22 protein-coding genes are annotated in these 21,569 nt (G+C 67.8%); 16 read left to right on the top strand and 6 right to left on the bottom strand.

The genetic code is table 11. The features are described 5' to 3' along the window. From ACP2AH_RS10535 to ACP2AH_RS10560, 6 genes are all read left to right on the top strand, one after another. Window positions 1–897: DNA translocase FtsK (locus ACP2AH_RS10535; protein WP_425105757.1), on the top strand; the 897-nt coding region annotated here is incomplete at its 5' end. A gap of 97 nt (window positions 898–994) precedes the next feature. Next, the gene (locus tag ACP2AH_RS10540) at window positions 995–1,180 is read left to right on the top strand and encodes a hypothetical protein (RefSeq protein WP_425105758.1); all 186 of its coding nucleotides are present in this window, start codon (window positions 995–997) and stop codon (window positions 1,178–1,180) included. 820 nt (window positions 1,181–2,000) lie between these two features. Next, on the top strand, window positions 2,001–2,249 hold the full coding sequence (locus ACP2AH_RS10545; protein WP_425105759.1) for a hypothetical protein: 249 nt from the start codon (window positions 2,001–2,003) through the stop codon (window positions 2,247–2,249). A 50-nt stretch (window positions 2,250–2,299) separates the two neighbouring features. Further along, window positions 2,300–2,491 (top strand): hypothetical protein, encoded by a 192-nt coding sequence (locus ACP2AH_RS10550; RefSeq protein WP_425105760.1) that lies wholly within the window; start codon window positions 2,300–2,302, stop codon window positions 2,489–2,491. A 121-nt stretch (window positions 2,492–2,612) separates the two neighbouring features. Beyond that, window positions 2,613–4,073, top strand: a complete 1,461-nt coding sequence (locus tag ACP2AH_RS10555) for an NAD-dependent succinate-semialdehyde dehydrogenase (protein WP_425105761.1) — start codon at window positions 2,613–2,615, stop codon at window positions 4,071–4,073. Between the two features lie 62 nt (window positions 4,074–4,135). Beyond that, window positions 4,136–4,972 (top strand): EamA family transporter, encoded by an 837-nt coding sequence (locus ACP2AH_RS10560; protein ID WP_425105762.1) that lies wholly within the window; start codon window positions 4,136–4,138, stop codon window positions 4,970–4,972. Window positions 4,973–5,037: 65 nt separating this feature from the next. On the opposite strand, the gene ACP2AH_RS10565 is transcribed toward ACP2AH_RS10560, so the two are convergent. After that, window positions 5,038–5,289: a hypothetical protein gene (locus ACP2AH_RS10565; protein ID WP_425105763.1), complete on the bottom strand. Its 252-nt coding sequence runs from the start codon at window positions 5,287–5,289 to the stop codon at window positions 5,038–5,040. A 322-nt stretch (window positions 5,290–5,611) separates the two neighbouring features. Here ACP2AH_RS10565 and ACP2AH_RS10570 point away from each other — a divergent pair, with 322 nt between their 5' ends. The 5 genes from ACP2AH_RS10570 to ACP2AH_RS10590 all read left to right on the top strand — a co-directional run bounded on the left by ACP2AH_RS10570 (window position 5,612) and on the right by ACP2AH_RS10590 (window position 10,059). Next, window positions 5,612–6,424 (top strand): IS5 family transposase, encoded by an 813-nt coding sequence (locus tag ACP2AH_RS10570; protein WP_425105764.1) that lies wholly within the window; start codon window positions 5,612–5,614, stop codon window positions 6,422–6,424. Between the two features lie 596 nt (window positions 6,425–7,020). Beyond that, window positions 7,021–7,863, top strand: coding sequence for an EamA family transporter (locus ACP2AH_RS10575; protein ID WP_425105765.1), 843 nt, complete (start codon window positions 7,021–7,023; stop codon window positions 7,861–7,863). A 66-nt stretch (window positions 7,864–7,929) separates the two neighbouring features. Beyond that, window positions 7,930–9,276, top strand: a complete 1,347-nt coding sequence (locus ACP2AH_RS10580; RefSeq protein WP_425105766.1) for an ATP-dependent DNA helicase — start codon at window positions 7,930–7,932, stop codon at window positions 9,274–9,276. Between the two features lie 54 nt (window positions 9,277–9,330). Further along, a complete protein-coding gene (locus ACP2AH_RS10585; protein WP_162841810.1) occupies window positions 9,331–9,489 on the top strand; it encodes a hypothetical protein in 159 nt (52 codons plus the stop codon). A 120-nt stretch (window positions 9,490–9,609) separates the two neighbouring features. Beyond that, window positions 9,610–10,059, top strand: coding sequence for an RrF2 family transcriptional regulator (locus ACP2AH_RS10590; protein WP_421697032.1), 450 nt, complete (start codon window positions 9,610–9,612; stop codon window positions 10,057–10,059). Window positions 10,060–10,222: 163 nt separating this feature from the next. On the opposite strand, the gene ACP2AH_RS10595 is transcribed toward ACP2AH_RS10590, so the two are convergent. Continuing rightward, a complete protein-coding gene (locus ACP2AH_RS10595; RefSeq protein ID WP_425105767.1) occupies window positions 10,223–11,425 on the bottom strand; it encodes an acyl-CoA dehydrogenase in 1,203 nt (400 codons plus the stop codon). A 260-nt stretch (window positions 11,426–11,685) separates the two neighbouring features. Between ACP2AH_RS10595 and ACP2AH_RS10600 the strand changes: the two genes are divergently transcribed. The 5 genes from ACP2AH_RS10600 (at window position 11,686) to ACP2AH_RS10620 (ending at window position 17,460) form a co-directional block, all read left to right on the top strand. After that, a complete protein-coding gene (locus ACP2AH_RS10600) occupies window positions 11,686–13,284 on the top strand; it encodes an ABC transporter substrate-binding protein (protein ID WP_425105768.1) in 1,599 nt (532 codons plus the stop codon). A gap of 181 nt (window positions 13,285–13,465) precedes the next feature. Then, window positions 13,466–14,476 (top strand): ABC transporter permease subunit, encoded by a 1,011-nt coding sequence (locus tag ACP2AH_RS10605; RefSeq protein ID WP_425105769.1) that lies wholly within the window; start codon window positions 13,466–13,468, stop codon window positions 14,474–14,476. After that, window positions 14,469–15,449, top strand: a complete 981-nt coding sequence (locus tag ACP2AH_RS10610) for an ABC transporter permease subunit (protein ID WP_425105770.1) — start codon at window positions 14,469–14,471, stop codon at window positions 15,447–15,449. The genes ACP2AH_RS10605 and ACP2AH_RS10610 overlap by 8 nt, the downstream gene beginning before the upstream one ends. Continuing rightward, the gene (locus ACP2AH_RS10615; RefSeq protein WP_425105771.1) at window positions 15,449–16,438 is read left to right on the top strand and encodes an ABC transporter ATP-binding protein; all 990 of its coding nucleotides are present in this window, start codon (window positions 15,449–15,451) and stop codon (window positions 16,436–16,438) included. The genes ACP2AH_RS10610 and ACP2AH_RS10615 overlap by 1 nt, the downstream gene beginning before the upstream one ends. Further along, window positions 16,435–17,460: a dipeptide ABC transporter ATP-binding protein gene (locus tag ACP2AH_RS10620; protein WP_425105772.1), complete on the top strand. Its 1,026-nt coding sequence runs from the start codon at window positions 16,435–16,437 to the stop codon at window positions 17,458–17,460. The genes ACP2AH_RS10615 and ACP2AH_RS10620 overlap by 4 nt, the downstream gene beginning before the upstream one ends. Here ACP2AH_RS10620 and ACP2AH_RS10625 read toward each other — a convergent pair. From ACP2AH_RS10625 to ACP2AH_RS10640, 4 genes are all read right to left on the bottom strand, one after another. After that, a complete protein-coding gene (locus tag ACP2AH_RS10625) occupies window positions 17,453–18,325 on the bottom strand; it encodes an energy transducer TonB family protein (RefSeq protein ID WP_425105773.1) in 873 nt (290 codons plus the stop codon). The genes ACP2AH_RS10620 and ACP2AH_RS10625 overlap by 8 nt on opposite strands. Further along, the gene (exbD, locus tag ACP2AH_RS10630; protein ID WP_425105774.1) at window positions 18,322–18,867 is read right to left on the bottom strand and encodes a TonB system transport protein ExbD; all 546 of its coding nucleotides are present in this window, start codon (window positions 18,865–18,867) and stop codon (window positions 18,322–18,324) included. Before exbD ends, ACP2AH_RS10625 begins: the two co-directional genes overlap by 4 nt. A 6-nt stretch (window positions 18,868–18,873) precedes the next feature. Continuing rightward, entirely contained in the window at window positions 18,874–19,944 is a 1,071-nt protein-coding gene (exbB, locus tag ACP2AH_RS10635; RefSeq protein WP_425105775.1) for a tonB-system energizer ExbB, read from the bottom strand. A 199-nt stretch (window positions 19,945–20,143) separates the two neighbouring features. Further along, the gene (locus ACP2AH_RS10640; RefSeq protein ID WP_425105776.1) at window positions 20,144–21,565 is read right to left on the bottom strand and encodes an FAD-binding oxidoreductase; all 1,422 of its coding nucleotides are present in this window, start codon (window positions 21,563–21,565) and stop codon (window positions 20,144–20,146) included. Window positions 21,566–21,569 lie beyond the last annotated feature (4 nt).

The raw sequence follows: 21,569 nt of genomic DNA on the forward strand, positions 1-21,569 counted from the left end.
CTCGCTCCCCTGCCCTTCATCGTCATCGTGGTCGACGAAATGGCCGACCTGATGATGGTGGCGGGCAAGGAGATCGAAGGCGCCATCCAGCGCCTCGCCCAGATGGCCCGCGCCGCCGGCATCCATCTCATCATGGCGACGCAGCGCCCGTCGGTGGATGTAATCACCCGCAGCATCAAGGCCAATTTCCCGACCCGTATTTCCTTCCAGGTGACGAGCAAGATCGACAGCCGCACTATCCTCGGCGAGATGGGTGCCGAACAGCTGCTCGGCCAGGGCGACATGCTCTACATGGCCGGCGGCGGGCGCATTTCCCGCGTCCACGGGCCTTTCGTCTCCGATCAGGAGGTCGAGCGCGTGGTCGAGCACCTCAAGAGCCAGGCCCGGCCGGAATATCTCGAAGAAGTCACGGCCGACGAGGACGAGGAGCCGGTGGTCGAGGACGCGGCCGTGTTCGACAAGTCGGCCATGGGTGCCGAGGATACCGGCGATCTCTACGATCAGGCGGTCGCCACCGTGCTGCGCGACAAGAAGGCGTCCACCTCCTACATCCAGCGCCGGCTGCAGATCGGCTACAACCGCGCCGCCTCGCTGATGGAGCGGATGGAGAACGAAGGCATTGTCGGCCCGGCCAACCATGCCGGCAAGCGCGACATCCTGCGGCGACACGCGCTGAACCTTCCCCGCCCGGCCGCGCATCGGCCGGGCGTCCCCACGACGGAACGGGCGCATGCGGCCTCCCCTGTCCTGCGCCTGTCGGCCTTCGGCGCCGTCATGGACTTCGACGGCGCCGACCCCACCGCGCGCCTCGCCTGTACAGGCTGCCTCCCTCGACCGCCCGCGCTCTGGGCGCCACCGCTGCCAAGAGCCTCGCCGCCGGCCTCGTGCTCAGCGTGATGATGCCGACCCGGCAGGCGGCGGCCTCGGGGGAATCGTGCGGCAGCCTCGGTGAAGAGGACTGCCGTGCAGCCTCGGGCTGCGCGTGGATCGGCCTATGCTTCCCAGTCGAACCCTGATCCGCTCCCATGCTCATGCGGCGACGCTGATCTTCGACGATGAATGCGTCAGCTGCTCGGCACTGACGCAGCTCATCGGCGTGCGGGCGCCTGAAATGGCGCGGGTGAGCGTCTGTTCGCCCAGGGCGCAGATCCTGCTGCGCCGGCATTTTCCGCAGGGCTAGGCGATCCGCCCCTATCTGATCGTCGGCGAGGGCGAGCACGAGCGCGTGGTCAGCGGCGCCGCCCTGCTGTTCCGGGTCGCGCGCCTGCTCGGCCCGGCCGGCATGGTGAAAGCCGCTCAGGCGCTGCTGCGCCGGGCGCGGCGGGAGAAGGCGCGCGGCGGCTGGAAGGCCAACCCCACGGCGCAGATGCGCGCCTATTCCCCCGCCAAGCCCCGCCGAAGCGGCCGCCTTTGCCAGCGAGCCGCTGCTGCTGCCCCGCCGCGCAGCCCGGCCTCGGCTTCGAGCGTATTCTGCCATGGTACAATCTGCACGGCGCCTTCCAGACCGCGAGCTACTGGACCCATGGCACCACCGGCACGCTGGTGCTGGAACAGGTGCACCGCCCCTCGCCGCCACCTGCCGTCGAGGGACTGGCGGGCGAGGAGGTGGCGCTCGGCGCGGGGCGCACCGCCCTTCTGCACGTGGCAAATGCCGCTGACGGCGCGACGGCGCTGACCTTGATGGTGCCCCTGCCGGCGGAACGCTGGCTCTCACTGCGCGCCACCGGCATGAACCGGGCCACGCTGCTTTCGCGGCGCCAGACCGCCTATAATCGCGTCTTTTACTCGCCCCCTGCCGGCCGGTCTGCCGGTGGCACTGCACTGGGCGCTCGGCGACAGGGTCGGCCAGGCGGACCGCACCGCGCTTCTGCACGCGCTGTGGGCGGAGGCGGAAAGAGCCGAGATCGGCGGCGCCCCCTTCCTCGTGCCGAGCCGGCGGCTTCTGCCGCTCTATCTCTGCCACCACCTCGAACAGCATCTGTTCGACACGCCGCTGACCCATGGTCTGGGACCTCGCCGAGGTGCTGGAACAGGCCGGCGGCGACATCGGCACGCCGGAATTCGGACGCCTGTGCGACCGCTTCGGCCTGCGCAGGGGGGCGCAGGCGGCGCTGCATCTGACCAGCGCCTGCCTCGCCCTGCCCACCCCCCATGGCGCCGCTGCCGGCGGAAGTGAGCACGCTGCTTCCCGACGTGGTCGCCAATCTCGGGCGGCACCCATCAACGCCGGCGGACGAGCCGAGCCCTGATCTGGTGCTGCTGACCTCTGCTTCCACGCCGTGGCGGGTGCGGCGGGCAGGTGCTGCGCCGGCAGCTGTTTCCCCCGCGCCTGGCGGTGGCGGACGACCGCGCCGGGCCGATCGCCTATGCCGCGCTGTGGCGCGATGTGCTGAGGCGCTTCCTGCGCCTGAGAGTGATGCGGCGGTTCACGACGCCGCCCTCGCTCGCTCGCCCGCGCCGCGCCGCACGGCTCAGCGCCTGGCTGCGCTGAGCCTCCCTCGCCCGGCCGAAACGGCAACCGATGCCCCTACGGCAGCCCCTCGCGCCCCCTTCCCGTCCGGCGTCGCGAGCATTAGGTATGCGGCCAGCATCCTGTCGTGAAAGGTTCGGCCATGCCCCATTCCGTGTCCTACCCCGAGGTTCAGCTCTTTATTGACGGCCAATGGCGCGGGGGCAGTGACCATGGCGGCGCGCCCGCCAGCGAGAACGTCATCAACCCCGCGACCGAAGAGGTGCTCGGCACGCTCGCTCATGCCAGCCGCGCCGATCTCGACGCTGCGCTCGCCGCCGCCGAAAAGGGCTTCGCGGTGTGGCGCCACACGCCGGCGCATGAGCGCTACAAGATCATGCGCAAGGCGGCGGAACTCCTGCGCGAGCGCCATGAGGCCATCTCCACCCTGATGACGCTGGAACAGGGCAAGCCCCTGCCCGAGGCGCGGGTGGAAACGCTGGCGGCCGCCGACATCATCGACTGGTTCGCCGAGGAAGGGCGCCGGCAATATGGCCGGCTCATTCCCGCCCGCGCCGCCGGCGTGCAGCAGGTGGTGCACCGCGAGCCGGTGGGTGTGGTCGCCGCCTTCACCCCGTGGAACTTCCCGATCAACCAGGCGGTGCGCAAGGTCTCGGCCGCGCTGGCTGCCGGCTGCGCGGTGATCCTCAAGGGACCGGAAGAGACCCCGGCGAGCTGCGCCGAGCTGGTGCGCGCCTATGCCGATGCCGGCGTGCCGGCGGGCGTGGTCAATCTGGTCTTCGGCGTGCCGGCGGAGATTTCGCAGTATCTGATCCCGCACCCGGTGGTGAAGAAGATCTCCTTCACCGGCTCCACGGTGGTCGGCAAGCAGCTGGCCGCTCTGGCCGGCGCGCATATGAAGCGCGTCACCATGGAACTGGGCGGCCATGCCCCGGCCGTGGTGTTCGAGGATGCGGATGTGGAAGTGGCGATCAAGCTGCTCTCCGGCGCCAAGTTCCGCAATGCCGGGCAGGTCTGCGTCTCGCCGACCCGCTTCCTCGTGCATGAAGACCTCTATTCCCGTTTCGTCGACGGCTTCACCGAGGCTGTGCAGGCGATGAAGGTCGGCAATGGGCTTGAGGACGGCGTGCGCATGGGCCCGCTGGCCAATTCGCGCCGGGTCGAGGCGATGGAGGCGCTGACCGCCGACGCCCTCGCCAAGGGCGCCACCCTGCACACGGGCGGCTCGCGCATCGGCAATAAGGGCTATTTCTTCGCGCCGACCGTGCTCACCGGCCTTTCCCCGGATGCGCGCATCCTCAATGAGGAGCCCTTCGGCCCGGTCGTGCCGATCATGCCCTTCACCTCCACCGAGGCGGTCATCGCCGAGGCCAACCGCCTGCCCTATGGCCTGGCGGCCTATGCCTACACCACCTCCTCCGCCCGCGCCGACGAGTTCGCCCGCCGGGTGGAAAGCGGCATGGTGTCGATCAACCATCACGGCCTCGCTTTGCCTGAGGTGCCGTTCGGCGGCATCAAGGATTCCGGCTATGGCTCGGAAGGCGGCACCGAGGCGATGGAAGCCTATGTGAACACCAAGTTCGTCACCCAGCTCGGGGTCTGACGCGCCCTCGCCAGCGGCCGCGATGTGGGGTAACGACGTAGTGTCCCCATCGCGGCCCTGTCATGGACCTTGCTGTTCTTCTCGTCGTGCTGCTGTCGGCCCTTCTGCAGGCCGGCTGGAACGTGCTGCTGAAGCTGCGGCTCGATCCGCTCTCGGCGCTTACTCTCGTCGTGCTCGGCGGCGGGGTGGTGGCGCTGCCGGTGGCGCTGGCGCTCGGCCCGCCGGAGCCGGCGCTGTGGCCGTGGATGGCGGGCTCGATGAGCGCGCATCTCGCCTTCTATGGGTGCCTCGTCGGCGCCTATGCGCGGGCCGATCTCGGCCTCGTCTATCCCGTCGCGCGCGGCGGTGCGCTGCTGATGACCGCCGCCGTCGCGATTCTTGTGCTGCACGAGCCGGTGCGCCCCATCGGCGTCGCCGGCATCGCGCTTCTTTCCGCCAGCGTGCTGGTCACCGGCTGGCGCAGCCGGGGCGAAGCCGCGCAGGCGGCCGCGCTCGCGCTGGCGCTCGGCTCGGGGGCAGCGGTCACCGCCTTTTCGCTCATCGACGGCACGGCGGGGCGGCTCGGCTCACCTTCGGTCTATACGGCGTGGCTGTTCGTCGCCGATGCCGTACTGGTGGCTTTGGGCCTGCTGCTGTGGAAGGGCACCGCCTTTTTCGCGCCGGTGCGGCGGCATTGGGGGCTGGCGCTGATCGGCGGCGCCATGCTGTTCGTCAGCTATTATCTGTGCGTCTGGGCGATGACGCGGGCGCCGATCAGCCTGGTGGCGGCGGTGCGCGAGTCGAGCGTGCTGTTCAGCGCCGGCTTCGCCGTGTGGGTGCTGCACGAGAAGCTGCGCCCCGAACGCCTCCTTGCCGCCCTGCTGGTGGTGGCCGGGGTGACGCTGATCAAGCTGCATTGAGCAAGGAACCTCAATTCCCCTCAGAGCCGGTGCGAAAATTCGATAGTCGGATGGGGAACTGGCACTTAACTGTCCATCAGCTCTTTTCGGGCTCGTTGCCACTCCTCCCAGCAATTTTCGGGATCGATATCGAGGTAACCTCTTGCCTCATCGATCTTCCGGGCAACGTCGGACGGAACGGCAACCGCTTCGCAATTGTCGCGGATCTGGATCACCTCTTCCTCTGTCAAAGGGCTTCCCTTGGCTCGCTCCCGGTTGATTAGAGTGGCGACAAGACTTGGAATTGGATAGATAATGAGATACTCGTCCTTGCTCATGGAACATCCTTCAAAGCGGTGACTCATCTTGGCTTGAAGGCGGCTGTAGAGCCCTGAGCAAACAGCCCACTTCTGCGAGAACAGCGAGGCTGAATTCATAGGGGCGATCTCGCCCGCCAATGCAAAACTTGATTGTAGCAATGCTATTCCGAGCAAGAGCAACCTCATACCCCACCTCTCCCCTGAATAGCGCGACGATAGAACTCCCCTGAACCTAACGTCAACGTCAGTCCGGCAACCGATGACATAGTTCTCCCGCAGATGGCCGGAATTTTCGCCTAACTACTGATTCCAGGCCGACTTATGCCTAAACGGAAACGCTATGTGGAACCCGACCACCCGGCGACAGTATAGTCGCAATCGGCCACGATACGAAGCCGACCTGACGCATGCTGAATGGGAAGTGATCGCTCCGCTTCTTCCAGACCGAGCGTCGAGAGGGCGTAAACCAGTCCGGCCGCTGCGCGAAATCTTCAACGCCATCTTCTATGTTCTGCGGGGCGGCATCCCATGGCGTATGATCCCGAAAAACCTTCCTCCCAAGAGAACTGTGTTTGGCTATTTCTGCCACTGGCGCGACGCTGGCGTCTTCACGCGCATCAATCATCGTCTCGGCATGATGGATCGAGAGCGGACAGTCCGAGAGGCATCACCAAGCGCCGCTGTTCTGGATAGTCAGAGCGTCAAAACCACCGAGAGTGGTGGACCTTGCGGTTACGATGAAGGGAAGAAGGTCAAGGGCCGCAAACGTCAAGCTATGGTTGATACGGATGGTCGCGCTCTCGTTCTTGATCCCCAACCATCTGACGTCGGGGATCGGGATGGCGCGATCCCGGTTCTGCCCCTGTTGCGCAAGTCCTTTCCGTTCGTGGTAAAAGCTTTTGCAGACATGGGCTATTCCGGTGGCAAGCCGCGCAACGCGACACTTGTCGATGTTGATATCCTCCGGAAACCGCCAGATCAGATTGGCTTTGCAGTCCATCTCAGGCGGTGGGTCGTTGAACGGTTCTTCGCATGGATCAACCGGAACCGGCGTCTTTGGAAAGACCCAGAAGCGACTATGGAATCCGCCAAGACGCTTCTCTACGCTGCATCCATCATGACACTCGTCAGACGCATTGCTCGCGTACCGTGAATTATCGGACGGACTCTCACGCTCTTCATCATTTGAATTCGTCACAATATGAATAGCAAATAAACAACAATAACAATAATTGCCAATACTGAATAATAGAACTTGTTGCTCCACATCAATTCCGGCACGACACGCTCCTTCACGTCCGACGCGAGCGACTGTTACGCTGCGTCATCACGCCGACGAGGTAGCCGTCGAGCCGATCATCGATAAGTGGTGAATCTACGTAAATCGGAGCGCCACCGGGACGGCTCCCGCGGCCCCACGCATCCGTGATCTGCCCACTTCCCCTAGGGACGGCGAGGATCGACTGGAAGCTGCGGGCTTCGGGCGCCACGTTCCAACCCTTGACGGGGCTGTGGCGCGACTCCTACCACCTGCTCTGCATCGCCGCCCTTCGCGAGCCGTCATCCGATGCGGCGTTCGAGCGCCTGAAGGCTCTGCTCTGCCTGCCGGAACCGAGCCCCTGACGGGATCACACAGCGCGCCCCCTCGTCGCCGGCGTGGCCCTGATCAAGAGCCATGGACGCGATAATTCTCGGCAGGGCGAACGGAATCGGGTAGAGCCCGGCCTCCCTCCTCCGGCCGGTCGCCCCATGGACCTTTCCGTCTTCCTCGCCGTCATCGCCGCCGCCGCGATGCATGCCGGCTGGAACGCGGTGCTGAAAATCCGGCTCGATCCGTTTCTCGCCGTGGTGCTGGTCAATGCCGCCTGCGGCGTGCTCGCCCTGCCGGTGGCGCTGCATCTCGGTCCGCCGGCGGCGCATGTGTGGCCGTGGATCGCCGCCTCGGTCGCCATCCATCTCGTCTATTACCTCACGCTCTCCGGCGCCTATCGCCGCGCCGATATGGGGCAGGTCTACCCGCTGGCGCGCGGCAGCGCGCCGCTGCTCACCACCGTGCTCTCGGTGACGCTGGTAGGCGAGGCGGTGGATGCGCAGGGCTTTCTCGGGGTCGGGCTACTGGCGCTCGGCATCCTGTCCCTCGCCTGGCCGCGCGCCGGCATCGCCGCCATCGACCGCACCGCGCTGCGCCTCGCCCTGATGTGCGGCGTGTCGATCAGCGCCTACACGCTGGTGGACGGGCTCGGCGCCCGCAGCGCCAGTTCGGCGCATGTCTACACCTCCTGGCTGTTCGTCGCCGACAGCCTGGTCATCACCCTGTTCGGCCTCGCCTGGAAGGGGCCGCGCGCGCTGGCGCCGACCCTTTCCTTCCTCGGCCCGGGCCTTGCTGGCGGGGCGATGTCGCTCGCCGCCTACTGGATCTCCATCTGGGCGATGACCAAGGCGCCGATCGGGCTGGTGGCGGCCGTGCGGGAATCGAGCGTGCTGTTCGGCGCGGTGATCGCGGTGGTGGTGCTGCACGAGCCGCTGCGGCGCGAACGCCTCATCGCCGCCGCGCTCATTGTCGCCGGGCTGGTGCTGATCAAGCTGCATTGACGGCCTCGGATTGACCGTCCGCGCGCGCCAGTCGCCCCGCCGGGCCTCCTGTGCTCCATTGCGCCGATGAACGAGAAAGCCGCCCTGCCGATTCGCCCTTCCCTCCCCGCCGATGCCTTTGCCGGGCCGCTCGCGCTGGTCGGTTCCGGTGCGCCGCTCATCATGGTGCTGGGCGGCGCCGGCACGGGGAAGACGACCTTCCTGCACGCGCTGCGCAAGCATGGCGGGGGCAATCAGGCGTTTCTGGCCCCCACCGGCGTCGCGGCGCTGCAACTCGGCGGGCAGACCATCCATTCCTTCTTCGGCCTGCCGCCCCGGTTGATGGACCCCGACCAGGTGCGCCCGCGCTCGCCGAAGCGCACGCTGATGAAGAAGCTGGAACGCCTCGTCATCGACGAGATTTCCATGGTCCGCGCCGATGTGCTCGACGCGGTGGACCGCAGCCTGCGCATTGCCCGCGGCAATCCCGAGCCGTTCGGCGGGGTGCAGGTGGTGCTGGTCGGCGATTTCCTGCAATTGCCGCCGGTCGTGCCGCAGGCCGAACGGGAGATACTCGGCCATCTCGGCTATGAGGGCCCCTTCGCCTTCGATGCCCGCGTGCTGCGCGAGGTGGAGCCGGCGCGGCTGCCCTTCCTGCAGGTCTACCGCCAGACCGACGACACCTTCGTCCAGCATCTGGCGGAACTGCGCACCGGCCGCTTTGTCGGCGATGCCATCGCCGCCATCAACGCCGCCTCGCATCGCGACCACCGCCCCGGGCGCATCCCGGTCGTGCTGGCGCCGACCAATGCGCGGGTGGACGCCTATAACCGGCGCGGCATGGAAGCGCTGTACGACGACGGCCGGCTGTTCGAGGGCAAGAGCGAGGGTGAGTTCGATCTCGCCAATGACCGCCTGCCGGTGCCGGAAACGCTGGCGCTGAAGGTCGGCGCCCGCGTCATGACGGTGCGCAACCATCCCGAGCGGCAATGGGTCAACGGTTCGGTCGGCACCATTACCGGCCTCGCTCCGGACCGCGCCTATGTCCGGCTCGACGGCGGCGGCATCGTCGAGATCGAGCGCACCAGCTGGGAGCGCATCCGCTATGACTGGGACGACGCCACCGGCAAGGTCGCGGCCAAGGTGGTCGGCACCTATACCCAGCTGCCCCTCGTGCCGGCCTGGGCGGTGACAGTCCACAAGGCGCAGGGACTGACGCTGGAGGATGTGCGGATCGACTTCGACGCCGGCGCCTTCGCCGCCGGCCAGGCCTATGTCGCCCTTTCGCGCGCCCGCTCGCTGGAAGGGCTGTCGCTGGCCCGGCCGCTGCGCGCCTCCGACATCCGCATCGACCGCCGCGTCGCCGCCTTCACCGCCGCGTTCGAGGGCAATGGCAATCTGATGACCGCCGCGCGCGGGCTGGATGACGACTGACCCTTTACATATTCCTACATGGTCGATAGATTACTCTCCGACTGGAGAGTGACCATGAGCCAGACCGGCCTCCGCCGCACCCGCGACAAGCTGCTATTCGCCTTGGCCTATGGCGCCGTCATCGCCGCCGTGCTGTTCCTGCATCCCGTGCCGGAAACGCGCGACGCGGGCAAGCTTGCCGCCAATGTCGAGACGGGCGCCGCTGCGCGCTGACCGCCGGCACGGCACTGGCCGAATCGGCGCCGGTCGCTCATTTTGCCGGCAAGGACGGCGGTGCCCGGCTCCGCCCGCCCTTCCATCCAACCCCGGGGGCGGCGACATGACGAAGCGGACATGCTGACCAACAAGGGCAAATACGGCCTGAAGGCGATGCTCTATCTCGCCCGGCTCGAACCGGGCGCGAGCGCGATGGGGCAGGAGATCGCCACCGCCAACCACATCCCGAAGAAATTCCTCGACGCCATTCTGCTTGAACTGCGCAACGCCGGCATGCTGCGCTCCAAGAAGGGGCCGGGTGGCGGCTATGCGCTGGCCAAGACCCCGCGCGAGATCCGCATCGGCCATATCATCCGCGTGCTCGACGGCCCGCTGGCCCCGCTCAGCTGCGCCAGCAAGAGCGCCTATGTGGCCTGCGACGACTGCGAGGACCTCGCCACCTGCTCGGTGCGCATCACCATGAGCAAGGTACGCGACGCCATGTCCGATATTCTCGACGGCATGTCGCTGCACGACATGGTCATCTTCTCCCACGCCCCCAATGCCGACCTGATGTACAGCATCTGAGCGGAGGCGGCCTCCGGTCGCATTGCACTCACACCGGTCATCCCGGCCGAAGCGAAGCGCAGAGCCGCCATCGCGCCCCGAACAGCCTTCACGTCACGCGATCCCGGAGAGGACCTGACGGTCCTTCCGGGATGACGGCTGTCGGATGACGAACAAGTCGCGCTCAGAAGAACGCCTGATGCCCGGTGATAGCCCGGCCGAGGATCAGCGCGTGGATGTCGTGCGTGCCCTCATAGGTGTTCACCGTTTCCAGGTTCACCATGTGGCGCATGACCGGGAACTCGCCGGAAATGCCGTTGCCGCCATGCATGTCGCGGGCGGCGCGGGCGATGTCGAGCGCCTTGCCGCAATTGTTGCGCTTGAGCATGGAGATGGTCTCCACCGGCAGCTGTCCGGCGTCGAACAGCCGGCCCGCGCGCAGGGCGAGTTGCAGGCCGAGCGTGATCTCGGTCGCCATGTCGGCGAGCTTCTTCTGGATCAGCTGCGTCGCCGCCAGCGGCTTGCCGAACTGCTTGCGGTCAAGCGTGTACTGGCGCGCGGCGCTGTAGCAGGCTTCCGCCGCCCCCATCGTGCCCCAGCCAATGCCGAAGCGGGCGCGGTTGAGGCAGCCGAAGGGGCCCTTCAGGCCGGAAACGTTCGGCAGCAGGTTCTCTTCCGGCAATTCGACCCCATCCAGCACGATCTCGCCGGTGATGGAGGCGCGCAGCGAAAGCTTGTGCTCGATCTTCGGGGTGGTGAACCCCTTCATGCCGCGCTCCACCAGGAAGCCGCGAATCTCGTCGCCATGGGCGGCGGACTTGGCCCACACCACCGCGACATCGGCGATCGGCGAATTGGTGATCCACATCTTGGCGCCGGAGAGGCGGTAGCCGCCGTCGATCTTCTCGGCGCGGGTGCGCATGCCGGCGGGGTCGGAGCCGGCATCCGGCTCGGTCAGGCCGAAGCAGCCGACAAGTTCGCCCGTGGCGAGCTTCGGCAGGAATTTTCGCTTCTGCTCCTCGCTGCCATAGGCGTTGATGGGGTGCATCACCAGCGAGGACTGCACGCTCATCGCCGAGCGGTAGCCCGAATCGACCCGCTCCACCTCGCGCGCCACCAGCCCGTAGGAGACATAGCCGAGACCCGCCCCGCCATATTCCTCGGGGATCGTGGGGCCGAGCAGGCCGAGCGCGCCCATCTCGCTCATGATCTCGCGATCGAAGCGCTCCTCCATATAGGCGGCGGTCACGCGCGGCTGCAGCTTTTCCTGCGCATAGTCGCGCGCCGTATCGCGCACCAGGCGTTCTTCCTCGGTCAGCTGCGCATCGAAATCGACCGGATCGGCCCAGTCGAAGGAAACCTTGGCGGCGGACGGCGCGGCACTCATGCGACTTCTCCCGGACGTACCGGCACCCGAGGCCGGCCGCCTCTCTTACAACGTCGTGCGGCGCTGTGCATCCGCCCTTCGACGGAAGGCGCGATCCCGTGAATGACGCTAGGGAATACGACTTAGGTCGGGGGGTGGGGTACGATTGCGCAATAGTGGGACACGTGTTTCAGTTGTGAAATCGGACCGTCGCGATGACGCAATAGGCCGGCCCAAACAATGGGCACGGATCGCGCGGTTCATGAGAGGGGAATTCAGAGATGCCGGCTTTTCCTGCCAAGGCAGCCCTTGCGGCTGCAATGCTCGTGGCGCTGTGCGCGCCGTCCTACGCCGCCAAGACGCTGGTCTATTGCTCCGAAGGGAGCCCGGAGAACTTCACCCCCGCCCTGAACACCACCGGCACCAGCTTCGACGCCGCCCGCCCGGTATACAACCAGCTCGTCGAGTTCGAGCGTGGCACGACCAAGGTCGTTCCCTCCCTCGCCGAGAGCTGGACGGTGAGCGACGACGGGAAGGAAATCACCTTCAAGCTGCGCAAGGGCGTGAAGTTTCATTCCGGCGTGAACGGCTTCACCCCGACCCGCGATTTCAACGCGGACGACGTGCTGTTCTCGTTCGAGCGCCAGTGGAAGCCGGAAAACCCGTACCACAAGGTCACCGGCGGCGCGTATGACTACTTCAACGACATGAGCATGCCCGATCTGCTCAAGTCGATCGACAAGGTGGACGATTACACCGTCAAATTCGTGCTCACCGAGCCGAATTCGCCGATGCTGGCGAATCTCGCCATGGATTTCGGCACCATCACCTCGAAGGAATATGCCGACTTCCTGCTCAAGAAGGGCACGCCCGAGCAGTATGACCAGATTCCGGTCGGCACCGGCCCGTTCTCCTTCGTCAACTACCAGAAGGACGCGGTGATCCGTTACAAGGCCAACCCGGCCTATTTCGCCGGCAAGCCGGCGCTGGACAATCTCGTCTATGCCATCACCCCGGACCCGACCGCGCGCTACGCCAAGCTGAAGAAGGGCGAGTGCCATGTGATGATCGCGCCGAACCCGGCCGACATCGCCGGCATGAAGACCGATCCGGTGGTCAACCTGATCTCCCAGCCGGGCCTCAACATCGGCTATCTCTCCTTCAACACGCAGAAGCCGCCCTTCGACAAGAAGGAAGTCCGGCAGGCCTTCAACATGGCGATCGACAAGGCCGCCATCATCAAGGACGTGTATCAGGGCGCCGGCCAGGCGGCGATCAACCCGATCCCGCCGACCATCTGGTCCTACAACACCGCGATCAAGGACTACCCCTACGATCCGGAGAAGGCCAAGAAGATGCTGGCCGATGCCGGGGTGAAGACGCCGCTCGACATCGATCTGTGGTGGATGCCGGTGCAGCGCCCCTACAACCCGAACGCCAAGCGCATCGCCGAGATCATGCAGGCGGACCTCGCCAAGATCGGCGTCAACGCCAAGCTCGTCTCCTATGAGTGGGGCGAGTACCGCAAGCGGCTGCAGCAGGGCGAGCACATGACCGGCCAGCTCGGCTGGACCGGCGACAATGGCGACCCGGACAACTTCTTCTTCCTGCTCGGCTGCGCCGCGGCCCGCCCGGGCGGCCAGAACCTGTCCAAATGGTGCAACAAGGACTTCGACGCGCTGATCAACAAGGCGAAGACCATTTCGGACACCGCCGAGCGCACCAAGCTCTATGAGCAGGCGCAGGTGATCGTGAAGGAAGAGGCGCCCTGGTTCACCATCGCCCATTCGGTGGTCTATGAGCCGACCCGCAAGGAAGTGGTGGACTACAAGGTCAGCCCGCTCGGCCGCCACGAATTCTACGGCGTCGATCTGAAGTGACCGGCCGGCCGGGGCCGCAAGCCCCGGCATGCCCCGCCTCCCGGACGCGGCCCGCCGCGTTCGGGGACACTCCGCCCGCTGAGACGTCGCGCCGCCCTGCGCTCCCCGGAGTGCCGCCGCGCGGCGTCCGGGACGACGGCGCCTTTCCGGGAAAGGCCCGACCCATGGGTACGCCCCCCACATGCTGAAACTCATCCTCCGACGCGTCGCGCTGACCGTGCCGACTTTCGTGGCGCTGATGTTCGTCACCTTCGTCGCCGTGCGCCTCGTGCCCGGCGACCCCATCGAGGCGCGCACCGGCGAGCGCGGCATCGCCCCGGAGCGGCTGGCGGCGCTGCGCCACGAGCTCGGCCTCGACCAGCCGGTGTGGAAGCAGTTCCTCGATTACGTCTACGCCCTGCTGCACGGCGATTTCGGCGTCTCCATCGTCACCAAGACGCCGGTGCTGCACGAATTCCTCATCCTGTTCCCGGCGACGCTGGAACTCGCGCTCTGCGCCCTCGTCTTCGCCGTGGTGCTCGGCGTGCCCGCCGGCGTGCTGGCGGCGGTGCGGCGTGGCTCGGTGCTGGACCATTCGGTCATGGCGGTGGCGCTGGCGGGCTATTCCATGCCCATTTTCTGGTGGGGCCTGCTGCTCATCATGTTCATGTCGGAATATCTGGGCCTGACCCCGGTCTCCGGCCGCATGGACCTCATCAACTATTATTTCGAGCCCGTGACCGGCTTCATGCTGATCGACAGCCTGCTGTCGGGCGAGGACGGCGCCTTCAGCGCGGCGGTGGCGCATCTCATCCTGCCCACCATCGTGCTCGGCACCATTCCGCTGGCGGTGATCGCGCGCATGACGCGCTCCTCCATGCTGGAGGTGCTCGGCGAGGATTATGTGCGCACCGCCCGCGCCAAGGGCCTCTCGCCGCTGCGTGTGGTCGGGCTGCACGCGCTGCGCAACGCGCTGATCCCCGTCGTCACCGTGGTCGGGCTGCAGACCGGCACGCTGCTCGCCGGCGCGGTGCTCACCGAGACCATCTTCGCCTGGCCGGGCGTGGGCAAATGGCTGATCGAATCGATCTCCCGCCGCGACTATCCGGCGCTGCAGGGCGGCATCATGCTGATCTCCGCCATCGTCATCCTCGTCAATCTCATCGTCGACATGCTCTATGTCGCGATCAACCCGAGGATCCGGCATGGCTGAGGAAAACGCCATCGACGATCCGATGCCGACCGCGCCCGAGCGGCTGCTCGTCAGCGATTCCGGCCTCAGCCTCAGCGCCGCCGCCGTAGCGGAGGTGGAGCCGGTGGGCGCCGAGCCCTCGCCGCTGCGGGCCTTCTGGTCCGCCTTCAGCGAGAATCGCGGCGCCGTTCTCGGCCTCGCCGTCGTCGTGTTCATCACCCTGCTGGCGCTGTTCGCGCCCTTCGTGGCGCCGCATTCGCCGATCGAGCAGTTCCGCCAGAGCGTGCTGCTGCCCCCGGTCTGGGCCGGCGGCAACTGGACCTTCCCGTTCGGCACGGATGCGGTGGGGCGCGACGTGCTCTCCCGCCTGATCTATGGCGCGCGCATCTCGCTCGGCATCGGCCTGTCGGTGATGGTCGTCTCGGTGGCGCTCGGCATCGTGCTCGGCCTCGCGAGCGCCTTCCTGCGCGGCCTCGTCGAGGTGGTGATCATGCGCGTCATGGACATGGTGGTGGCGATCCCCAGTCTCGTGCTCGCCATCCTCATCGTCGCCGTGCTCGGCCCCAGCCTCACCAACACCATCGTGGCGGTGACGGTGGTGTATCTGCCGCGCTATGTGCGCCTCGTGCGTGCCGCGGCGCTGGCGGAACTGTCGAAGGAATATGTCGTCGCCGCGCAGGTGGCCGGCGTCGGCCGGCTGCGGCTGATGTTCGTCACCGTGCTGCCGAACTGCCTCGCCCCGCTCATCGTGCAGGCCGCGCTCGGCATTTCCGACGCCATTCTGGAAGCGGCGGCGCTCGGCTTCCTCGGCCTCGGCGCACAGCCGCCGACGCCGGAATGGGGCGCCATGCTGGCCGATGCGCGCGAATTCATCCGCTCCGCCCCGTGGATCGTGACCCTGCCCGGCCTCGCCATTCTCGTCACCGTGGTCGCCATCAACCTGATGGGCGACGGCCTGCGCGACGCGCTCGACCCGAAGCTGAGGCGCAGCTGATGTCCCTGCTCTCCATCCGCAATCTCTCCGTCACCTTCGCCACCGGGCGCGGGCCGTTCCGCGCCGTGGACAAGGTGGACCTCGATGTCGCCCCGGGCGAACTCGTCGCCATTGTCGGCGAATCCGGTTCCGGCAAGTCGGTGGCGATGCTGGCGGTGATGGGGCTCCTGCCTTGGATCGCCACCGTCACCGCCGACCGGATGATGTTCGACGGGCGCGACCTGCTCGCTCTCTCCGCCCGCGAGCGGCGCAAGATCATCGGGCGCGACCTCGCCATGATCTTCCAGGAGCCGATGTCGAGCCTCAACCCGTGCTTCACCGTGGGCTTCCAGATCCGCGAAGCCATGGCCGCGCATCTCGATCTCTCCCGCGCCCAGCGTCAGGCGCGCGCGGTGGAATTGCTCGAACTCGTCGGCATTCCCGAGCCGGAGCGGCGGCTCAAGGCGTTTCCGCACCAGCTGTCCGGAGGCATGAGCCAGCGGGTGATGATCGCCATGGCGCTCGCCTGCAACCCCAAGCTCATCATCGCCGACGAGCCCACCACCGCGCTCGATGTCACCATCCAGGCGCAGATTCTCGATCTGCTGCTGAAGCTGCAGAAGGAGAGCGGCGTCGGCCTCGTGCTCATCACCCATGATATGGGCGTGGTGGCGGAGACGGCGCAGCGCGTCTGTGTGCATTATGCCGGCCAGCAGGTGGAGATGCAGGACACGCGCGGCCTGTTCCGCGACCCGCACCATCCCTACACCGCCGCGCTGCTGGCGGCGCTGCCGGAGCGGGCGCAGGGCCGGCTGCTGCCTTCCATTCCCGGCATCGTGCCGGGGCTGGCGGACCGGCCGGCGGGCTGCCTGTTCTCGCCGCGCTGCCGCTTCGCCACCGAGACCTGCCGCACCGTGCCGCCGCCGCGGGCGGGGGCGGAACTCGGCCTCGCCCTCTGCCACACGCCGCTCATTGCCGGTGTGCCCCAGCGCCGGGAGTTCGCGGCATGAACGCGCCCCTGTCCCACGCCACCCCGCCGGCCGACGCGGTGATGGAAGCCATCGATCTCGCCCAGAGCTACGAGGTCTCGCGCGGCATATTCGCCGCATCCGCCACCGTGAAGGCGGTGGCCGGCATCAGCTTCCGCCTCGCCGCGCGCTCCACCCTGGCGGTGGTGGGCGAATCCGGTTCCGGCAAATCGACGCTGGCCCGCATGCTCACGCTGATCGAGCGGCCGGGCCAGGGCTCGCTGCGGCTCGACGATGTCGATGTCGCGGAGGCGGATGCGCGCACGCTGCGGCGCTACCGCGGCGAGGTGCAGATGGTGTTCCAGAATCCGTTCGGCTCGCTCAACCCGCGCCAGACCATCGGCAAGGCGATCGAGGAGCCGCTGCTGGTCAACACGTCGCTTTCCGCCGCCGAGCGCCGCGCGCGGGCGCTGGACATGATGACCCGCGTCGGGCTGCGGCCCGAACATCACGGCCGCTACCCGCATATGTTTTCCGGCGGCCAGCGCCAGCGCATCGCCATCGCCCGCGCGCTGGTGCTGCGGCCGAAAATCCTGGTGCTGGACGAGCCGGTCTCCGCGCTCGACGTGTCGGTGCGGGCCCAGGTGCTGAACCTCTTGGTGGAGCTGCAGGAACAGCTCGGCGTCGCCTATGTCTTCGTCAGCCATGATCTCGGCGTGGTGCGGCACATGGCGGACGAGGTGCTGGTGATGTATCTCGGCCGCGCCGTCGAGCACGGCCCGCGCGACGCCATTTTCGACGCGCCGCTGCACCCCTATACGCGCGCGCTGCTCTCGGCCACGCCGGTCGCGGACCCGGAAGCGAAGAAGGAGCGCATCGTGCTGGAGGGCGAATTGCCCTCGCCCTTCAACCCGCCACGCGGCTGCCCCTTCAACCCGCGCTGCCCGCTGGTGGTGGAGCGCTGCCGGGTGGAGATGCCGCCGCTGGCCGCCAAGGGCGCGCAGCGCGTGGCCTGCTGGGTCACCGGCGCCGACGCGCCGGCCGCCAGCCCCTCCCTCACCTGAGGCTGAACAGCACCGGGACGGTGAAGGTGATGGTGCTGCCGGCGACTTCCGGCGGCGGGGGCGGTACCGGGGAGGCGCGGCGCACCATGGCCACCGCCTCCTCATCGAAGCGCGGATTGCCGGACGAGCCCGCCAGCCGCGCCGAGAGCACCTGCCCCGCCCGGTTGATCGAGAACGCCACCCGCGCCTTGCCGCTGGCGCTCTCCCCACCGGGATAGCGCTTGTGCCGGTTGAGATGCGCCATCAGCCGCGTGCGCCAATTGGCCGGCACCCGGCTGTTGGAGGTCGCCGCGCCCGCCGTCGGGGCGGCGATGCGCTCGGAATTCTGCGCGTCGATCGCCGGCGCGGCCGAGGTGCGCGGCGCGGGGGGAAGATCGCTCTTCTTCTCCTTCTTCGGCTTCGGCTTGGGCTTCGGCTGCTCCTTGGGCGGCTCCGGCTTTTCCTCCGGCGGGGGAATTTCCTGCACCAGCGGCGGGGGCGGCGGCAGCGGCACCTCGATATCCTTGGCCGGGCTTTCCGCGACCTCGGGTATCGGCTCTTCCGGCGGCAGCGGCTCGGGCGGCGGGGTGTCCTCCACCTCCTCGGCCAGCGGGTCGGGCGGGGTCTCTTCCTCCACCTTCTCCTGCGCCTCGACCATTTGCGGGCCGGGCGGCAGCTCGGTCGGCTCGGCCGCCGGCGCCACCGGCATTTCCGCCAGCTCGATCATGATCGCCGCCGGCTCCTCGGTCATGACGACCGGGGGATCGGTCAGCATGTAGCCGAGCGCGCCGCCATGCAGGACCAGCACCACGGCGCCGCAGCCGAGCCACAGCCCGGCCTCGCGCAGGCGATGCCCGCCACCGCCCCGGACCAGCAGCAGGCTCATGGCACTGGCGCTCCAGATGCGGGCGCTCCGGGCGCGGGCACGGCGGGTGCGGCCGGGGCCGGCAGAGGCGCGGTGCCGGGCGCGGTCCCGGTGGCGGGCGCGGGCGCGGCGGCAGCCGGTTGGCCCGTCATCTCGATGCCGACCAGCGCGATCTTGAGATAGCCGGCGGCGCGCAACAGGTTCATCACCTCCATCAGCGCGCCATAGTCGACGGTCTTGTCGGCGCGCAGGAAGATGCGGGTGTCGCGCTTGCCCTCGGTGGTCCGGTCCAGCGTCGCCCCCAGCGTCTCGCGCGCCACATCGTCATTGCCGATGGCGAGCACGAGGTCGCTCTTGACGGTGAGATAGACCGGCTTGTCCGGGCGCGGCTGCACCTGCGCGTTCGAGGCCGGCAAATCCACCGCCACATCGACGGTGGAAAGCGGCGCCGCCACCATGAAGATGATCAGCAGCACCAGAATCACGTCGATGAACGGGGTGACGTTGATCTCGTGGTTCTCGACCAGATCGTCGCTCTCGGTGCTCTGCAGCTTGGCGCCCATGGCGGCTCACTCCGCCGCCGCGCGCACGCGCTGCGGGGCGGCGCGGGCGGCGTCGCGGCGGTCGAGATCGCGCGAGAGCAGCCGCAGCACTTCGGCCGAGGCATCGCCCATCAGCACGCGATAGCCCGACACCTGGCGCGAGAAATGATTGTAGATCACCACCGCCGGAATGGCGGCGACGAGGCCGATGGCGGTGGCGAGCAGCGCCTCGGCGATGCCGGGCGCCACCACGGCGAGATTGGTGGTCTGCGCCTTCGAGATGCCGATGAACGAGTTCATGATGCCCCACACCGTGCCGAACAGGCCGACGAAGGGCGCGGTGGCGCCGATGGTGGCGAGAAGGCCAGTGCCACGGGTGATCGCCCGCCCGGCCGCCACCTCGATGCGGGTGAGCGAGATCGACACGCGCTCCTTGATGCCGTCGGCCGGCAAGGGGCCGGAGCGCTTCAGTTCCAGATCGGTGGCGCGCAGCATCGCCCCGGCCGGCCCGCGCGGATCGACGCGGCGTGCCTCCTCCAGCGTGGCGCTGGCGAGATAGCCCTTCAGCGCCCGCCGCAGCCGGCCCTTGGCGACGGCGAGTTCCATCGTCTTGGCCAGCCACACCGTCCAGGTCACGACCGAGGCGAAGGCAAGGCCGATCATCACCGCCTTCACCACCCAGTCCGCCGCCATGAACATGCCCCAGGGGGACAGGTCATGCGGGAGTTGGGCGGCGACGCTGGCATCTTCGCCCGCCTCGGGCGTAACGCCCGCCGCCGGGTCGGCTGCCGCATCTGCGGTGGCAGGAACGGCGGCAGAGGGAGCGTCAGCGGGCGCGGCAATGGGTGCGGCCTCGCCGGCCGGCGGCGGCACAGCGGCGCCGCCGGTGGCCGGAGCCGTGGTGCCGGAAGCCGGCGGCACCAGCGGATCAAACGCCGGGGCAGAGGGTGTGGTCGCCGCCGGCGGCGCGGAGAGGGCGGGCGACGCCGGTGCCGTTTCCTGCGCCCACGCCCCTACCGGGCCGGCGACCAGCAGCGCCAGCGCCAGAACGAGGTTCAGCGCGCGGCGCAGGGCGGTGGTCTTGGGTGTCGTCGGCATGGCTTCCCGAAGCTCCGGTCTTCCCCGGCGCTCCAGCCCACAGGCGGAGATGTCCACGGGGACGTCCTCAGTCCCGGCTTCCATAAACCTGCGACGACTAGGTCGACAACACAAAATCCTTCACAAATACAAATGTAGAACCCTTCAAAACTGGAGTTAAGCAGGATTGTACAATTTTACATTATTCTAGACTAAGATTTCAGCCCACCGAGACACCGATCACCTTGCCGGGATTGAGCGTGCCGGCGGGGTCGAGCGCGTCTTTGACCCGGTGCATCAGGTCGAGCGCCACGGGGTCGGCGTAACGCACCAGTTCCTCGCGCTTCAAAAGGCCGATGCCGTGCTCGGCGGCGATGGAGCCGTCCATATCGTCGACGATGTCGTGGACGATGCGGTTGAACCGCTCCCACAGCGCCAGGAAGGCGGCCTTTTCCATGCCCACGGGCTGGCTGAGGTTGAAATGGATATTGCCGTCGCCGACATGGCCGAACGGGCACGGGCGCAGTCCCGGCAGCGCCGCGAGGCAGGCGGGCAGCGCGCGCTCCAGAAATTCCGGCACGCGCGAGACCGGCACCGAGACATCGTGCTTGATCGAGCCGCCCTCATGCTTCTGCGCTTCCGACATGTCCTCGCGCAGCCGCCACATATTGGCCGCCTGCGCCTCGCTGGTGGCGATGGCGGCATCCAGCACCTCGCCCGCCTCCATGGCGGCGCCGAGGCCCCCCTCCATCAGCGCGGCGAGGTCGAAGGCGCGGGTGGGCGAGGAAAGCTCCGCCAGCACGTACCAGTCATAGGTCTCGCGCAGCGGGCGCACAGTGCCTGGCATGTGTTTCAGCACCGTCTCCACCCCGAAGGCGGCCATCAGCTCGAAGGTCGTGAGCGCGTCGCCTGCCTCCCCACGCAGCCGCTTGAGCAGAGCGAGCGCGGCGGCCGGATCCGGCACGGCGAGGAAGGCGGTGGCGCGCTGCGCCGGCTGCGGGAACAGCTTCAGCACGGCAGCGGTGATGATGCCGAGCGTGCCCTCGCTGCCGAGGAAAAGCTGCTTGAGGTCGTAGCCCGCATTGTTCTTGCGCAGCCGCTTCAGCCCGTTCCACACTCGCCCGTCGGCCAGCACCACTTCCAGCCCCAGCGCCAGCTCGCGCGCATTGCCATAGCGCAGCACGGCGGTGCCGCCAGCATTGGAAGCGAGGTTGCCGCCGATGCGGCAGGAGCCCTGCGAGGCGATGTGCAGCGGGAACAGGCAGCCGACCTCCTCCGCTGCCGCATGCACCTTGTCGAGAATGCAACCGGCTTCCACCGTCATCGTCATGTCGACAGGATCGACGGCGCGGATGCGGTCCAGCCGGGAGAGGGAGAGAAGCATCTGGCCGAAGGGCATCTGCCCGCCCACCAGCCCGGTATTGCCACCCTGCGGCACCAGCGGCACACCGGCCCGCGCGCAGGTCTCGACCACGAACGCCACCTCTTCGGTAGACCCGGGCCGCAGCACCGCCGGCGCCTCGCCCTTATACAGCCCGCGCTCCTCGTGCAGATAGGGCGCCATGTCGGCCGGATCGGTGAGCACATGCGCGGCGCCGATGCGCTGGGCGAGGGTGGCGAGCAGGGGGGAGAGGGGGGACATGGAG

The sequence above is a fragment of the Ancylobacter sp. genome (genome assembly GCF_965249975.1).
GTDB lineage: Bacteria > Pseudomonadota > Alphaproteobacteria > Rhizobiales > Xanthobacteraceae > Ancylobacter.

What these genes read in the sequence shown, in the direction of transcription:
- ACP2AH_RS10615 (WP_425105771.1), top strand. Translation starts at nt 15,449, where the DNA reads ATGTCCCTGCTCTCCATCCGCAATCTCTCCGTCACCTTCGCCACCGGG.
- ACP2AH_RS10560 (WP_425105762.1), top strand. Translation starts at nt 4,136, where the DNA reads ATGGACCTTGCTGTTCTTCTCGTCGTGCTGCTGTCGGCCCTTCTGCAG.
- ACP2AH_RS10620 (WP_425105772.1), top strand. Translation starts at nt 16,435, where the DNA reads ATGAACGCGCCCCTGTCCCACGCCACCCCGCCGGCCGACGCGGTGATG.
- ACP2AH_RS10545 (WP_425105759.1), top strand. Translation starts at nt 2,001, where the DNA reads ATGGTCTGGGACCTCGCCGAGGTGCTGGAACAGGCCGGCGGCGACATC.
- ACP2AH_RS10575 (WP_425105765.1), top strand. Translation starts at nt 7,021, where the DNA reads ATGGACCTTTCCGTCTTCCTCGCCGTCATCGCCGCCGCCGCGATGCAT.
- ACP2AH_RS10640 (WP_425105776.1), bottom strand. Translation starts at nt 21,565, where the DNA reads ATGTCCCCCCTCTCCCCCCTGCTCGCCACCCTCGCCCAGCGCATCGGC.
- ACP2AH_RS10605 (WP_425105769.1), top strand. Translation starts at nt 13,466, where the DNA reads ATGCTGAAACTCATCCTCCGACGCGTCGCGCTGACCGTGCCGACTTTC.
- ACP2AH_RS10625 (WP_425105773.1), bottom strand. Translation starts at nt 18,325, where the DNA reads ATGAGCCTGCTGCTGGTCCGGGGCGGTGGCGGGCATCGCCTGCGCGAG.
- ACP2AH_RS10590 (WP_421697032.1), top strand. Translation starts at nt 9,610, where the DNA reads ATGCTGACCAACAAGGGCAAATACGGCCTGAAGGCGATGCTCTATCTC.
- ACP2AH_RS10540 (WP_425105758.1), top strand. Translation starts at nt 995, where the DNA reads ATGCTTCCCAGTCGAACCCTGATCCGCTCCCATGCTCATGCGGCGACG.
- ACP2AH_RS10610 (WP_425105770.1), top strand. Translation starts at nt 14,469, where the DNA reads ATGGCTGAGGAAAACGCCATCGACGATCCGATGCCGACCGCGCCCGAG.
- ACP2AH_RS10555 (WP_425105761.1), top strand. Translation starts at nt 2,613, where the DNA reads ATGCCCCATTCCGTGTCCTACCCCGAGGTTCAGCTCTTTATTGACGGC.
- exbB (WP_425105775.1), bottom strand. Translation starts at nt 19,944, where the DNA reads ATGCCGACGACACCCAAGACCACCGCCCTGCGCCGCGCGCTGAACCTC.
- ACP2AH_RS10600 (WP_425105768.1), top strand. Translation starts at nt 11,686, where the DNA reads ATGCCGGCTTTTCCTGCCAAGGCAGCCCTTGCGGCTGCAATGCTCGTG.
- ACP2AH_RS10595 (WP_425105767.1), bottom strand. Translation starts at nt 11,425, where the DNA reads ATGAGTGCCGCGCCGTCCGCCGCCAAGGTTTCCTTCGACTGGGCCGAT.
- ACP2AH_RS10570 (WP_425105764.1), top strand. Translation starts at nt 5,612, where the DNA reads ATGTGGAACCCGACCACCCGGCGACAGTATAGTCGCAATCGGCCACGA.
- ACP2AH_RS10565 (WP_425105763.1), bottom strand. Translation starts at nt 5,289, where the DNA reads ATGAGCAAGGACGAGTATCTCATTATCTATCCAATTCCAAGTCTTGTC.
- ACP2AH_RS10585 (WP_162841810.1), top strand. Translation starts at nt 9,331, where the DNA reads ATGAGCCAGACCGGCCTCCGCCGCACCCGCGACAAGCTGCTATTCGCC.
- exbD (WP_425105774.1), bottom strand. Translation starts at nt 18,867, where the DNA reads ATGGGCGCCAAGCTGCAGAGCACCGAGAGCGACGATCTGGTCGAGAAC.
- ACP2AH_RS10580 (WP_425105766.1), top strand. Translation starts at nt 7,930, where the DNA reads ATGAACGAGAAAGCCGCCCTGCCGATTCGCCCTTCCCTCCCCGCCGAT.